Annotated in this window: 12 protein-coding genes; 1 reads left to right on the top strand and 11 read right to left on the bottom strand. The window is 48.3% G+C overall.

All coding sequences use genetic code 11. The features are described 5' to 3' along the window. Nucleotides 1-104: 104 nt before the first annotated feature. The 11 genes from J4G07_16770 to J4G07_16820 all read right to left on the bottom strand — a co-directional run bounded on the left by J4G07_16770 (nucleotide 105) and on the right by J4G07_16820 (nucleotide 15,044). Nucleotides 105-1,295, bottom strand: a complete 1,191-nt coding sequence (locus J4G07_16770) for a pyridoxal phosphate-dependent aminotransferase (protein ID MCE2415639.1) — start codon at nucleotides 1,293-1,295, stop codon at nucleotides 105-107. Nucleotides 1,296-1,400: 105 nt separating this feature from the next. Continuing rightward, nucleotides 1,401-2,420, bottom strand: a complete 1,020-nt coding sequence (locus J4G07_16775; GenBank protein ID MCE2415640.1) for a hypothetical protein — start codon at nucleotides 2,418-2,420, stop codon at nucleotides 1,401-1,403. Between the two features lie 281 nt (nucleotides 2,421-2,701). Beyond that, nucleotides 2,702-4,069, bottom strand: a complete 1,368-nt coding sequence (locus J4G07_16780; GenBank protein MCE2415641.1) for a hypothetical protein — start codon at nucleotides 4,067-4,069, stop codon at nucleotides 2,702-2,704. Nucleotides 4,070-4,217: 148 nt separating this feature from the next. After that, entirely contained in the window at nucleotides 4,218-5,132 is a 915-nt protein-coding gene (locus tag J4G07_16785) for a PorV/PorQ family protein (protein ID MCE2415642.1), read from the bottom strand. Between the two features lie 247 nt (nucleotides 5,133-5,379). Further along, nucleotides 5,380-6,042: a protein-L-isoaspartate(D-aspartate) O-methyltransferase gene (locus J4G07_16790; GenBank protein MCE2415643.1), complete on the bottom strand. Its 663-nt coding sequence runs from the start codon at nucleotides 6,040-6,042 to the stop codon at nucleotides 5,380-5,382. Nucleotides 6,043-6,125: 83 nt separating this feature from the next. Beyond that, nucleotides 6,126-8,594, bottom strand: a complete 2,469-nt coding sequence (gene sppA / locus J4G07_16795) for a signal peptide peptidase SppA (protein MCE2415644.1) — start codon at nucleotides 8,592-8,594, stop codon at nucleotides 6,126-6,128. Nucleotides 8,595-8,794: 200 nt separating this feature from the next. Next, complete coding sequence (locus tag J4G07_16800; GenBank protein MCE2415645.1) at nucleotides 8,795-9,610, bottom strand: phytanoyl-CoA dioxygenase family protein; 816 nt, start codon at nucleotides 9,608-9,610, stop codon at nucleotides 8,795-8,797. Nucleotides 9,611-9,653: 43 nt separating this feature from the next. Next, nucleotides 9,654-10,478: a phytanoyl-CoA dioxygenase family protein gene (locus J4G07_16805; protein MCE2415646.1), complete on the bottom strand. Its 825-nt coding sequence runs from the start codon at nucleotides 10,476-10,478 to the stop codon at nucleotides 9,654-9,656. Nucleotides 10,479-10,515: 37 nt separating this feature from the next. Next, nucleotides 10,516-11,616 (bottom strand): nuclear transport factor 2 family protein, encoded by a 1,101-nt coding sequence (locus J4G07_16810; GenBank protein MCE2415647.1) that lies wholly within the window; start codon nucleotides 11,614-11,616, stop codon nucleotides 10,516-10,518. 19 nt (nucleotides 11,617-11,635) lie between these two features. Further along, entirely contained in the window at nucleotides 11,636-14,314 is a 2,679-nt protein-coding gene (locus tag J4G07_16815) for a T9SS type A sorting domain-containing protein (protein MCE2415648.1), read from the bottom strand. Further along, on the bottom strand, nucleotides 14,298-15,044 hold the full coding sequence (locus J4G07_16820; protein MCE2415649.1) for a hypothetical protein: 747 nt from the start codon (nucleotides 15,042-15,044) through the stop codon (nucleotides 14,298-14,300). Before J4G07_16820 ends, J4G07_16815 begins: the two co-directional genes overlap by 17 nt. 168 nt (nucleotides 15,045-15,212) lie before the next feature. Between J4G07_16820 and J4G07_16825 the strand changes: the two genes are divergently transcribed. Beyond that, a partial coding sequence (locus tag J4G07_16825; protein MCE2415650.1) for a hypothetical protein occupies nucleotides 15,213-15,648 on the top strand: 436 nt, incomplete at its 3' end.

Below are 15,648 nucleotides of genomic sequence, written 5' to 3' on the forward strand. Positions count from 1 at the left end.
ACCGACGTTTCGAGTTTGACATCCGTTCCTCATATCCGCCTGCGCCGATGTTGCAGGCTACGGGTTTTTCAGTCTTCAGTTTACTGATAACTGACAACCATTGACTACAATTTTGAGATTGCAGTTTCCATTCTGCCCAATGCCTCTTGGATATTATCTAACGAGTTGGCATACGAAAGACGCAGGTACCCATCACCATATTTGCCGAAAGAGGTACCAGGCAATAGGGCGACATCTGCTGCCTCCATGAGATAATCGGCGAGTGCTTCACATGAAAGTGGCAGTTGCGTAACGTTGGGAAACACATAGAAGGCACCGAGCGGTTTGATACAACTGATCCCTTCAATGGCATTGAGTCCATCTACAATTGCGTCGCGCCGTTTCTGAAATTCTGACACCATCTCAGTAACAGAGTCTTGCTGTCCTGTCAGTGCCTCGATCCCTGCGAGCTGCGTGAAGGTAGCAGTACAGGAATTAGAATTAATAGTTAACTGCGTGATTTTATCAGCGATTGCTTGCGGAGCAATACCGTACCCCAACCGCCATCCTGTCATTGCGTAAGTTTTAGAATGCCCTTCGATCAGAATTGTCCGTTCCTTCATGCCGGGCAGACTGAGAACACTGTGGTGTTTACCTTCATAGAGAATGCGTGAATAGACTTCGTCTGTCAACACATAAAAATTGTGTTTCTGTGCGAGTTCCGCGATTGCTTGAAGGTCTTCAAGGGTTAACGTGCCACCTGTAGGATTTTGAGGTGAGTTGAGAATCAGTAGCTTCGTTCGATCAGAGATCGCAGCTTCAAGATCGTCAAGTCGGAACCGGAAATCTACCTCCTCGCGAAGGTGTAGCGGTACTGCTTTTCCGCCGATGAAGTCGATAACAGATTCGTAGACGGGGAACCCGGGTTCGGGATAAATTACCTCATCACCCTCATCGATTAACGCTAAAATAGTGAAGAAAATAATAGGTTTCGCTCCGGGTGTCACTGTGACTTCGTCAGGGTGTATGGGAACCCCCCGCGTTTCGGTGATATGCTGCGCGACAACCTCGCGAAACTCCGGCACACCAGCAGATGGACAGTAGCCAGTATGCCCGTCCTTCATCGCTTTGTATGCTGCCTCAATAATATTAATGGGTGTTGGAAAATCCGGCTGTCCTATTTCCAAGTGGATGATGTCTTTGCCTTGTGCCTCTAACTGTTTGGCTTTAGCTAAGACTTCAAATGCGGATTCCGTGCCTAATCGACTCATCCGCGTTGCGAATGTGGATACTTCCAAAATTATACCTCCGCGCATTGGCTATCGGCTATCGGCTGTCAGTTGTCAGTAACCGTCGTAGGTACTGCGAACGTTTTCACCTATCACAAGGGTCACTGATGGCTGCAAGCCGACCGCTGACGGCTATTCTGCTTGCATGATAGCTCCGGTGGAACTCGCTATCCACACGTTCTGTCCGTCAAGCACAAAAACTTTGACTAATTTTTCTCTGGAATTTTCAAGCTCCCAAGTTCCGCCACCATCACTGGTACGCAGGATGGCACCAACTCCAAAGTCGCCACCAACAGCCCAACCGTTCTTCTCATCTGCGAACCCAACACTTCGCAGTGTTTCTTCTGTGCCACTCACTTGTTCTTCCCATGATTCGCCGCCGTCACTGGTGTGAAGAATCACACCATTTTCACCAACAGCCCAGCCCATTGACGCATCAAGGAAAAAGATGTCTTCAAGGATATCCTCTTTGTTGGTCGATTGTGTGACCCAAGTCTGTGCGCCATCTGTCGTTTTCTGAATCAAGGCATGTTGACCCTGTGTACTCGGACTCACGCGGACCCCGGCAACCCATCCGGTTTCTTCGTCAAGAAATTGAATGGCGTTGTACATATTTGCGTCATCATCGCCAACCGCCCCGATTTGTCCACCTTGAAGAACCTTCCATGAACGTCCGCCATTTTTCGTAGAAAGGATGGTGTCACTTTCTCCTACTGCGTACCCGACCTCTTTATTCGGAAAATAGATACCTTTAAGTCCGTTGCCAACCTTGCTGGTTTGCATTTCCCAGTCTCTACCGTTATTGGTACCGACGATTGCCCCGTTCGCGCCGACAGCCCAACCATTTTTATCATCGAGGAAGTACACTTCTGCTAAGTCGGCAGGGATTTTGATTTCCGATTTTTGCCACGACTTACCACCATCCATGGTGTATCCGATGAAACCTGGATTTTCAAAGTCTTCAAAGGATGCGGCACCGACGACCCAGCCAGTACTCATACTCGTAAAAACGATTGACATGTAATCCCGAACCTCTGGATCGCGTTCCTGTAAAATGCTCCAATTTCCTAACGCCGGTAGAACGGTCCCCAAAATACCGAGGGTCGCGAGTAGTATTATTCCTGTCAGTAGGCGTGACTTAAGTTTGTTCATTGTTATTGTATCTCCTTTTTTGATAAAAATGTATGCTAAGTGCAGATTTTTTTGGGTGCAGCTGCAGATCTCCAAAAACTTGCCGTTATAGAGCGTGCTGCAGCTTAGCAAGTCAGCGACTCGCTAATAAGATTATAATATAACCTTGAATTGCAAATTAAGTCAATACATTTTTCGCAAGCATCCAAGGGATCGAGACGTTGAAAGCAATACGGATTCTACCGAGAAAAATTAAAACGCCATAGGCTTGCGAGGATGCGTTTTAATGTTACGGACATCCGCTACTTTGCCACAATTAAAGTCCCGGTTTTAAAACTCTCTCCCACCTGAAGTTGATAGACGTAAACGCCGCTTTCCACAATTTCACCTGATTCGTCGTGTCCATCCCAAATCAACTCCGTTTCACCCGGTAGTGCAGTCAAAGACTTAACGAGCATTCCGTCAATGTCAAAGATGATCACTGTGAATTCACCCGATGTTTCTTCAAGCGCGCGCGCCGGGAAGACAACCCGATTGAAATCCTCGTCTGGAGAAAGCGGTGTAAAAGGATTCGGATAGGGTTTGTCAAAAATACGAAGCCTTTTTTCTATAGGGACGGATTCGTTGTTTGCCTCGTCAATAGCGATGACAGCATACGTAAAACTGCCTATAGGTAGTGAGCGGTCATCAATAAATCTATATTCTGTCTTTAACTCACTGATTTCCGCAAGCGTTGTAAGTCCTTCGGTAATTCGGTATATTATTACATCACGACTGACGCTCGGTTTCCATAAAACTTCGACACCATCGCTTGAAGGCGTGATGCTAAGCGTTGTCGGTGGCTCCGGTGCGGCAGTATCCAGTGATACATTTACTGTTTGGACCGGTGAGCGTTCCGATTGCAAGAAAAGCGTCTTGTAAGCGGTAATCTGATAGGTATGGTTACCCGGAGGAACGTTTACATCTCGAAACGTAGTTGACGAACGGTTTTCGACCTGAATCGTAGAATCGTCCTTGTCTCTATAGATGAGATAACCGTTGACATCTGAATCTGTTGATTTCTGCCAACGGAGGGTCACATCGTTTTCTCCGGTTTTATCGGCTTCAGCGGTGAAACCTATAACCGGGTCGGGTGGAACATTTGGAATAACCTGTAAGGTAAAATCGTCGTTGTTGAGTTTTCCGTCCGCCTGTCCGGGTCGGATGAATTCACCGATGGGACCGTCTTGAAGGTTGCGAAGCCGCGCTCTGAAAACCGCTTCTGGAATAAGCGTATTCGGGGTCTGACACTCAAAGGTAATTTCATAGAGCGAGTTCTGAAAATCAACGATAACATCTGCGAGTTCAACACGTAGAACACTTCCACCTGAGACGACAGCCCTCGCTACGATTTGGTTGCCATCCCGTGAAATACCTCTAAAAAAGGACGATTGGGTCAAAAATCCCCGTGGCATCGTGATTTCAATCGTTTTAATTTCTTCACCCGGCTCTGCTAAGGACCGGTCAATTACAAGTGCCACGAGCAACGGCACGGTTGAACTCGCCGGAACAACGCCTTCCTTTTGCCCTACGACGTTAATTTCTCCAACAGAGGTAACCGCTCCATCACTCTTAGCGGAGACCAAGAGTAGACTACCGATAAGTATCAAAACAATAGATATGTTTTTCATCTTTTAATTATACCTTGCGGTTCGGTCAGGGGGCTTAGCACCTTGACGTTTATTTCCGTAGATCCGCCTGCGCCGCTGTTGCAGGCTATGGGTTTGGATCTAACGCAAATCTCGCTACTGACTGCTGGCAACCGACGACCGACACCTATTAAAGCAACAGATTAAGGGAGAACCGCTGTGTTGTATTGTCTCGGAAATCCCCACTGAGCAGTTGAAACCCATAATCGATCTGGAGGGCAGTACCACTGATCGGAAGTTTAGCACTTCCACCGAAACTCAGCGTCGTTGCCGAACTGCCTCCACTTTTCACACCATAACCGCCGCGAACAGCAATGGATCGATTCAACCAGATTTCCATTCCTGTGCGTATATAAATTTCGCCATTGCGAGACGCAACTTCAAAACTCCCCAGACTGCCTCTCAACAAGTTGCTGACGGCTGCACCTTGCGCGCTCATCTCCGCGATAGACGCAAGTCTGTACGCCAAACCCGCGCGAATGTTTAACGGCACCGGATCTGTTTGGGTGTCAGATATGCTCATATCTGCGGGGAGCAAGTTTTCCACCGACGCGCCAAGACTCAGACTCTGGAAAGGTTTTGCGATTACGCCGAGATCAAAAGAAACGGCTGAACTGGAGGTATTGACGAAATATGGATTCTCTACGACAAATTCGTTTGCTGCGTCAAAAGAGGTACCGAAGAGTTTTAGATTTGCCCCGATTGCGAATTGCTTAAAAAGGGCATTTCCGTAAGAGAGACGCAACGTTTGTTCACGATAAACTTCGGAGTCTTCTGCTAAAATACCGAGCCCCGCGCCAATCGATCCGAATCTCCCGAATGGGATAACGCCGTTGGCAGCGTTGTAGGTGATAAGTCCATTAAAGCGTTGTGCGTGCGTAGCACCGAGATGGATATCATCAATATAACCCAATCCTGCGGCGTTGTAATCCGCGGCGTTGCTATCATCGGCAAGTGCGACGAAAGCGCCCCCTAAACCTAACGGTCTCGCGCCAACACCAATATTATTGAATGTTGCAGCGGCAACCGCAGGAAAAAGCGACACGATGAGTAGAATTAGACGGAATATATGTTTCAATTTTCTAATTTTCCTTGCGGATCTTTAATTTTTCCTCGCGGAGGCGCAGCGTGCGTTAGAACTTTGACGTGCGTTCCTCAAACCTGAAGAAATACCCAAGCAAAAACCCCTCCGCTACGCTTACGGGCTGCGCGTCTATGTTTAAAAAACCTCTTAGCCGACAACTATTCTTACTGATAACTGTTCCTCTGACAATCGATAACCGACAACCAATTCAATTCAGTCCACCTGTCATCGGGACAAAACGGACAGGGATAATCTCAGTGGTTTCGAGAGAGTGTCCCGAATTCTCATCGGTTTGAAGTCCTTTCCGAATTAGAAGGAGATTTTGTTCAGAGCCCCCGACAGGGATCACCATCCTACCACCCGGCTTGAGTTGCTGAATGAGCTGCTCAGGGATGTCCGTAGGTGCTGCCGCGACAAGCACAGCATCATAAGGTGCGTGTTCTTGCCAACCGTAATACCCATCTCCTTTTCTGAGATGAATGTTCCGATAGTTGAGTGCCCCTAATCGCGCTTTCGCACTTTTGACAAGTCCGGATATAATCTCAACAGAATAAACTTCTCTCGCCAATTCTGCCAGCACCGCTGTTTGATAGCCACACCCCGTCCCGATCTCAAGGACTTTTGAAACTGAGGTGAGTTCGAGCAAATCCGTCATCAACGCAACAATATACGGCTGCGAGATGGTTTGGTCAGCATCGATTGGTAACGCTCCATCCTGATACGCCACAGTCAGGTACTGCGGTTTTACAAAAAGGTGCCGTTCCACCTTCCGCATAACAGCAAGCACTTGCGGACTGTGAATGCCACGCGCTTCAATCTGATTCCGAACCATTTCGCGACGGAGTGCCGTGTAGTTCTTGGCGAAGAGCATCTTTCATTGGTTGTCGGTTAAGAGGTTTTCGTTTAGCCAAGGTCTTCTCTTGCCGACGGTTTCCGATGGCTGACGGTATATTGTCAATCACCGACACTTATATGATAAGGCATGAGAAGAAATAACCGATGTTTCCTGATTGTATTAAGGAGCCTCGCTGTGGTGCTCAATCCACCGTAGTGCGTAATAAACTGCAGCCGAGACTCAGTTTCCACATCTTTATCCTCCATGCGCAGGTTTCCCACAAAGGCTTTCGGGGCGAAAAACCCCTTCTGCGAGACGAATGGAAGTCCAAGGTTGTTGAGTAGTTGTGACATCCATGTCTTTTTCGGAAATTCGACGACCTCAACTGATTTTTCTGCTAATCCTGCGTGCTCGCGCGCGATCTCGATTGCGAGGCTTAAACCGCCCAACTCATCCACAAGTCCGTTTTCCTTCGCCTGTCTGCCTGACCAGATACGTCCGCGTCCAAGTCTATCTACATCCTCGACTGTGAGTTCGGATCGCCCGAGAGCAACTTTTTCAACGAAATCGTCATAAATCTCTTGAATCTGTTTCTGTACGATTGCTTTTTCAGCGAGTGGATAGTCTCCGTAATCGGTGTAAAAATCAGCGTGCTCGCCCCGTTTGAGAATCTCTTTATGGATGCCGAGTTTCTCATAAAGTCCTTTGAAACTATACTTACCGCCAACAACACCGATAGAACCGGTAATGGTTCCGGGTTCAGCAACGATTGTATTCGCGGGAGCCGCGATGTAATAGCCACCTGATGCTGCCACATTTCCCATTGACACCACGAACGGTTTCACCTCTTTGAGTTTTACCAATTCACGCCATATAGTGTCAGCGGCGACCACAAGCCCACCGCCGCTATCAATTCGCAAGACAACCGCTTTTATGGAAGCGTCGTCTTTTATCTCCTTGATAATACCTACGATTGTGTCGGCTCCCATCACTTGAGTGCCCATTAAGGGATCGACGAAACTATCGCCCATCAACATCAATCCTTCAGCATTAATGATTGCAACTTTCGGTTCTTGCCCCTGCCAGTCTTGTGAGGACAGGCGATTTCTTAGGTATCCACTGAGTGGCACCAAATCGGTTCTGGTATCAATGAGTTCAGTCACGACCTCAGGCAATTCATCTTCATAGACGAGTCTGTCGACCAGTTCAACAGCAAAGGCTTGACGAGCTGTGTAAGGTCCCGCGTCAATACGTTTTTTGACGTTTTCGCGTGTCCACCCACGTCCCTCTGCGATCGCGGCTACGAGTTGTTCATAGAGCTCATCCAAAATTATATTTTGGATCTCGCGGTGTGCTTCGGACATCTCGCGTCGAGTGAACGCCTCGGATGCGGATTTGTATTCACCGACATGCTCAAGATCGGCTCTAATACCGAGCATATCTAAGGCACCTTTGTAGAAGGAACGTTCTGTGCGTATACCAATGAGCCGGACCTCAGCGGACGGGTGGATCAGGATACCGTCACACGCAGATGCGACAATATAGTCGCCAGTGGAACAATTAGAGAGATAGCAGAGAACAACACGTCCCGACTCCCTAAAGTCCAAGATGGCATCTGACATTTCTTGAAGCTGCGCGATACCGGACTCGCTCCCATCAATACGGACAAGAACTCCAGCGACATCGTCATCCCACTTTGCGATAGGTAAGACCTGTTTGACGGAGCGCATCGGTAGGTCAAGGAACGTCCTACGGCGGGGCAGCGGTTTGGCTGTCGGTGTATTGGAAAAATGAAAATAGCCGACACCCGACCACGCGTCTCGATTACTGTCAAATGCGTTGCCCGTTCCAAATCCCCAATTTCCGAGATTTACACCGAAACGCACATCAAAACTCAGGTCGTTATTTAGGGTGCCACGGAGCATGAATTCTCGAATAGGGCGGACTTCCAAAGCATAACGGAGTTCTACACCGTCAATGCCTTGTGTTTTCTGCATGTCAATTGAGAGAGTTGCGCGCCATGTCCCCGGACGGAGTGCTACCCCTAAATCATAAGTACGTCCGAGTTTTTCTCCAAGCAATTTAGGACGATTGAGATCACGTGCTGCTGCCCCAATTGAGAAATACCGTCGTCTATACATTAAGCCCATGGAGAGCGAACGGAATTTGTCGTACTCCCTATCGTCCGAATTCATCCAACTATAACTTGTTCCCCAGTAGAGTGCATTGCCGAGGTGATACCCACCCGAAAACGTATAGCGCGTGAAGTCGGTATCGGCATCGGCGGCACCGAATTCCATACCGAAACCGGCGCCAGGGACAGCAAGGAAGAACGCATCGTCGCCCGCCCAATCGCTTTGATATGTTCGGAGGTAGTATAAATTCAGACCGCGTCCCGCGGCAAGTCCGGATGGATTAAAGAAGGTGGCAAGTGCATCATCGCTCATAGCGATGGAACTTGAAGGCAAGTGGGTGCGCGCCTTGGGCGGTGCAGCAACACAAAATGTGCTTATCCCACAAATGAACACTGCGGAGATAACATTTCTACCGATACGTCCTAAATGCTTGGTAAATAAAGATGAAACCATTTTTTTATGTTATCGGTTGTCGGTCTTAGTTGTCGGTTAAGAGGTTTTTGTCTAACCAAAGTCCTCTTTAACTCATAACTGATAATTGACAACTGACAACTCTTAAAACTGATAATTGATAACTCTTAAAACTGATAACCGAAAACTAACAACTATAAAATACCACAAAAGTATAGAGATTGCAATGGAAACACCAAAACCTATGAACGTCGGGCATATTGCGGAAATAATTCGTCATGAATATCGCTACATTGCTGGAGATGGATCTGTCGCTCCGCGCCCGCAGTGTCAACCATTGTTGGGAAATACATTCCCGCGCCCGTTTCAATTTTATATCCACCTGCTGAATGGACACTTAAGTATTGATGAAGCGTTTCTAAATCCGGTTCGGTCGTGCACTGTTGCGTGCAATTCATCGTGAACATCCGCCGGCGGGTACCGCCTCCAAATGCTGCATGATAGGTGTCGTGGTTGAAAATCACGACATCGCCGGGTGTATTTTCCAACGCGATGCTGGTCGGAAAATCACGCGGATGGATACCGTACAATGTCTCTGATTGATTTGGGTCAATCTTTTCGGCTCTGACAAAGTGTGCAGGGTTTTGGCTCCCCGGAATGATACGTAAGCATCCAGTGTCTTTTGTCAAAGGATCGAGGTAAAACGCCACTTTACAAGCGAAGAGACGTCCCCAACTTCCATCAGGATGCCAACCGGTGTCGCCAGCGTAATAGTTCCCATCGCCTCCAGCGTAGTTGAAGTCTTCACCGATCACACCCCCAATGAGTCCTTTAACCCGTTCATCATCGAGCAAAGTGCAGAGTCGAGGACGGTGTTCAATCGGACCGCCGAACATTGTGCGACGTGTTCCATCATGAGCTTTGCCACCCCCAAATTCTTGAATCGATATTTCAAATTCTTCGATAATCCATTCCATCTCGCTTGGCGAAAACATACCGGGGATAGCGAGGTAACCGAAAGTATTGAAAAAATTCACTTGATGTTCTGTCAATTTCATATTTTTAATTTTCCTTGCGGTTCGGTCAGGTGCGTTGTTCATACTATTCCCATCGCGCCCAGACGTTCGGTGTGACATAGCCTTCGTCAATGTAAGGATCTTCGCCTGCGATGGTAAGAACACCGCGATAATTCCGCTGTCCCTTCCACCCTAACCATGATGCTGTTGAACAGTAGTGACTCACAAGGATCCGCCGGAATGTGTCACTTCGATTCTTTTTCGAGCGGTGTAAGAGGTAACCGTTAAAAAAGAGAACGCTACCGGCTGACATTTCAATCGGGATCTCGTCGGTGTCATCGAAGCCCGCTGCTTCATGGCAACTGTCGAATTCATGGCGTTTATTGTGAGGGAAACGGTCGTAAATCACACCGGAACGGTGGCTATTCGGCAGCACCCAGAGACAACCGTTTTCAATTGTAGTGTCATCTAATGTAATCCACGCGCCGAGTAGGGATCGATCACGCGTCGGAATCGGGTGCTCGTCCTGATGCCACGGATTACCCGTATGTCCCGGCACCTTGCTTAACATCATTGACTGCATACATTTCACGCCCCCCTCCCAAAACGGGATGTGTGCCCCAACGATTGTTCGGAGGACTTCACAAATTTTTGGATGTTCAACGTAACGCCGAACCAACGGGCTGAAGACATGTGGTTCGCCGACACACATAATTCTATCCAAAGCTTCCATTTCGCTTGCTGTCTCCGGCATCGGTGGGATCGCCTCACACGCGTAATCCCCACGAAAGATTTTCAGCATTTCTGCTTTCAGGTCATCACATTCTTCCAGCGTAATGACATCCGGAAGCAGTAAATATCCGTCATTGATATATGATTTTGCCCAAAGGTTAGACTGTTCTTGCACGATTATCAAATCCTTTGTTGTATTGGTTCAAAACTGTGAATTACTCTGCGCGAATAATCCGCCATGTTTCTGCTTCATTCGCAAAAACCAACGTCAATTTACCAGACATCTGTTCAACCTGACCGTTCGCCTTCGGGGCATATTGCAACGTGTAGCCACCCGTTACAATGGCGGTATCGTCGGCTATGTTCGGATGGATGTCAATGTCGGTCAATGTCATATCAATCTGATGATAAACATCAAAAAACTGGGCTGCCTTTGTTTTAACGTCTTGGTATGTGCGTCCATTGGAGAGATACGCTTCCGAAAAACAGGACATAACCTCCGTTAGGTTCGACATGTCGTATCCGAGTTCATATCGGTTTAGGACGCGCTGAATAATCTCTTTGATCGTCGGTTCGGTTTGAGGCTCACCCTCCTGTGTCGCTGTTGCTACGGGATGCGCCATTGATTCCGGCGGGATTCCTTGCGCAATCTGCTTGAGTGTATGCACTTCCGGGGCGGCATACCCCCAGACCTCTAATTCCATAACTCGCGCGATGCCGTCCACTGCATACACAGGTCGCCTCCCTGCCATGTGTTGGTAATTGAAAACCGTATCATTTGAGGAAACGGGAACGAGCCGAACTTTGCTCGCAATTAGGCGTTGGCGAACCTCATGAACCCGCTTCCCTTTGGTATTATCTCGCGCTGTATATTGTTTGTCCTTCGTATCGCCTGACGGAATAAGTCCCCAACCGGTGCCGTGCCAATACTCAATCCGATAGTCTTTCAACCCGAATTGTGGTGCAGGATATTCCTCAGAGTCGATTGTCCACATAACAATCTTACGAATATCGACCGGCTTCGCGAGCGTTACCGACACATAAGGTCGCTTATTTAAATCTGAGGTGCGTAGATGTTCTAAACTACTCCCCCATCCACTGCCCTCATCCCACGTCTCGGAGTTGGTATCCCCATCGATGACCTCTTCTGCGCGGTGGTTTGGAACGGATTGTGACGCATCGGCGATTGCTCCATTTCGACTCAGCGCGAAATTGATAAGAGGTGGTGGCGGTTCTAAAAGATGTTCTTGAAAAGTTTGCGATTTACAACCCATCACTGAAAGCAAAAGCGTCAGACATGTACATATACGAAGCATCGCTAACCTCCTTTTCGTTTCACCGTAACACTGCCAAACGTCCGAGTGTTTGTGCTGTCTGGTCTCCGGTGACAGCGCGTATCCTGAAAAAATAGACCCCATTGGCAAGTAATAGACCGTCAGCGTCTCGGGCATCCCACATAAACTCGTTGTAGCCTTCATTCCCAGAAGCCTCTTTTAAGACATTCACCACCCGCCCTGATGTGGTGTAAATTGCAATAGAGACTTCATCTGCATCCAACGATAACTGATAGGTAAACGTTGTTTTTTCTTTCAGCGGATTTGGAAAGTTGTGAACATCCCAAATTCGGAAAGGTGTTTCCTCTGGTGAGAACCCCTCGTCGTGTTTCTGGAGTGTGTTATAATCGAAACTTGTTAACCAAGCAATTTCTGCGTTTAAGGCACTCAGCAATTCCGCTTCAATCGTCCGATGCGAATACCCGAAAAGTGGGATAAATTCCTCAACCGCTTTAATATGTGGTTGTATAGACTTTGAAAATTCTATTGCGCTCGTGATTTTTGCCCGGATTGCTTCTTCGGTGCCCGGTTCGTAGCCGAGTGCTATTGCTTCTACCAACTTGGCTCGACTTTCAAAAAACAGCACCCATAGTTCCATCAAATGAACGGCATCGCGTAAATCCTCGGTCGCTTCCACATCAAAGGGTTCTGCGATCTCACTTGCTACACGTATCTCATTTGCAGCCTGCTGTTGTGGTGCCAAAAGTGCGGTGAACCGATTTACGGCGAGTTTCGCGATGTCCAGTTCAGGGATAGCCAACGTATCTTCAACAGACCGCGGTCCAATCAACGTCCAGAATCGCGTTGCGAGTCCAGCAGATCCGCTGCCGTATGTACCACCAACGGTCAAGGATCCGGCATAATCTGAGAAATAACTCGCCATGTTCCATCCGTTTACCCGCAAGGCACTGAGAATGTGTGGCGCGGCTTCGGTGCCGTATCGGGCTATCAATTCATTTCGGAGGAGTTGGTAATGGTCAAGGTTGATATCCCAATTGAGACCTGCACTGACGAGTCTATCGAGGTATCCTAACCCTTGGATCGCGCCTTGGACAGTAAACCCACCGAGACCAACGACTTCGGGATTATTGGCAAGTTGCCGGACGCCTTGCACGAAGAGATCGCTCTCCAGCATCCAGAACGGCATTACCTCCTCTACTTCATGGGAAAGGACTATAAATCGGTGTCCGATTTCTCCGAGTGCCCTCACTTGTGGGATAGGCACGCCTGCGCTTGCGACGGGTTCGCCATCTGCGCCCCATTTCCGTGAGAAAATAGTCCCTTTCGGCAACTGCTGGGCATACACGCCTGCGGCATCCTTGAGCCAACTGCTGTCATACCCGGAGATATAAAATTTGAAGTCCGGACGCACTTCCCGTGCGGCGTTGATAATCGTAAAGTAGACTTGCCAGAGTTTTGCTTGTCCCTGTTCCGTCCTATCGCCACAATCAGGACAATCACATGCGCGTGTCTCATGCCCCCAAGAACGTAGGTGAAACCCCGCAAGTGCGGGATAGGTACGCACGATCGCCTGCGTCAGCTCCCTCGCGAGCGTATGAAACTCGGGTTTGGACCAACAGAAGGGTCGATAAGACACTTCATTCCGAGACGCTCCGTAAAGCACCGCCGGTCCAAGGACATCGGGACGTTGCTGAATCAGTGCCTCTGTCGGTTCACCCGTCACGTACATGAAAAGATAGGCATCAATACCGCGCTGTTCGAGTGCCTTAAACCGATTTTTTAGTATTGCAATGCGTTCTCGCCGCTGTCCTATCGGTTCATCTTGCAAGGCTTCAAAGGCAGGCGTGTCAACGTATTTAAACGCGGTTCCGAACCCATCTTCAATGCCCGTGCCTGTCCATACGCCCTCGCCGCCACTCATGTTGATGCGGTGGCGTGCAAGCCAGTCGGGATCCTCTATCTCCAACACAGCACGCACGGGATAAAATGGTGATGAGGTTTCGTTCATGAACGGCACAAGCAGTGCTTTCGCTCGGGCAACCGGTAGCTCTGGATGGACGGGCTGCAAACCGGTTAACGCCGTAATACAATTTTCTATGAAGGCGTATGCCCCATAAATTACGCCTCTCTCGGTATGCGCCGTCACAACAATGACGATCTCTCTACCGACCTCTACTGTTTTGATACGATAGCCTTCGTCTCCGAGTTCTTTTGCCAATGTCAATTCTACATTCGCCTGCAATCCTGCGATCGTCGGGTTCGACTCTGGGGTGCCGAGTACAATCACTGTTTGTGTTTCCGTTTGCTGGCGATTGGTACGGATGTCGAGTTTCGCACCTGTGAATTGTTGGATAAAGGATTGGATTTCAGCGGCTGCGAACTGTTCCTGTTCCGAAGCGTTCGCCCCTACCTGAAGCGTCGCCCTCGGTTCACCGGATACCACAATCGGAATTTGATCACTCCTTGCTGGCAGGATGAACACTACAAGGCAGGAAATCGCCATTAGAAGAATGGTTGTCGGTTGTCGGCTTTCGGCTTTCAGCTTTTGGTTGGAAGAATGGAAGGGTGGAAGATTGAGGGGCACCCATCCTTCCATTCTTCCACCCTTCCATTCCAGTCTTTTGCTGACTGTGACGCAAGCCGCGTGTGGGAGACCTGCAGGACAATGCTGATTGCTGACGGCTATTCCCGCCGATAGCCATTTAATGAAGATGTTCACCCGCAAATCCCTGAAAGAAATAGATAACGCAAAAGGTTAAGACGAATCCGATGACAAAAAGCACTTTCGCAAAACGACTCAAGTTCGTTTTTTCGATGGTATAGTTGCCACGAAATCCGTCCATCACGACGTGCAAGAGCGTGCCGACAGCGAATGCTGTGAGATAGTCTGTTAATTCACCGAAAGTCCCGCGGAGGAGCTGATCGCCCAGTACGGCTCCGATAACCGGTCCAAGTATCAGTGGTGTCAGTCGAATGAGTGCCTTAACAAAAGACTGATTCCGTAGGAGTGCAACAGCGATAAGCGTTCCAACCGGTAGGCGATGGATCAGTATGCCGAATGCGAGTGCGCCGCCGAGCATCTCTTCTCTCGCGGCGATAACCAAATTAAGTCCGTCTGCCAGTGAGTGCAGCGAGAGTCCGAGAACTGTTAAGTTGATACCCCATCTCTTGTCTGTACGGTTTGTGTACTGCTCTGTGTCCGGGCGTCGATGTGTCGTGAGATGCTCTACCGCTGAAATTAGGAAAAACCCGCCCCACATCACAAGGATCGTGATGTAACCTACCTCGGTGTAAAGGTGCATCATCATAACCAAGACAATGCCAAGTACTGCGCCCGCTGTCAATCCAAAAATGTGTCCGAAATGTCGCTGCTGTCCCTGCGAAACAAAAGCGATTCCTGCCCCAAGTGGAACCGTCAACACCGCAATTGCCAGATAGAATATAAGCATAGTGTAAGTATAACAGACTTCGGCTCGTAATGCAATTTTTTAATTTTTTCGCTTGACGCGTTTGCATATTAATGTTAGAATTTTTTTCATCACACACGAATTAGTGCGAATCAAACCCGAAGTGGGTGTTACGTTTACAATTTGCTATACGGTAAAGGAATAATAGAAATGGTAGATAAAATTTTTGATGCTATTGTTGGATTTATGCTTAATCGAGACTTGGAAAAAGAGATCGGCATTCGGCATAACTTGTTAAAAGGTAAAGTCTTCCAGATCCCCTCAAAAATCTTAGACAGATTCATTGATTTTCTGATAAGCACTCGTTACTCTTACTACTTAAAGATGCGAAGTAATATGCTCGAGGGGGGTATCGTTGAGATGCCTGCAAATATCTTTGATTGGAAAGCACTTGAACGCACCAGTGGCTATCTACGCGTCTATATGGAAGAATGCCACGATCAGTTCAAGGAAGAGTATGACGGAAATTTTCTTGATGAAGATTTTAAAGAATGGTTCCGTCATTTTCATGTCGAACGTCCAGAACGTGAAGCAGCAAAGAAGTCTGTTTCTGAGGCTTTACTCGCAGACGATTTGCCGAGGGTTT

The sequence above is a fragment of the Candidatus Poribacteria bacterium genome, from assembly GCA_021295715.1.
Taxonomy (GTDB): Bacteria; Poribacteria; WGA-4E; order WGA-4E; family WGA-3G; genus WGA-3G.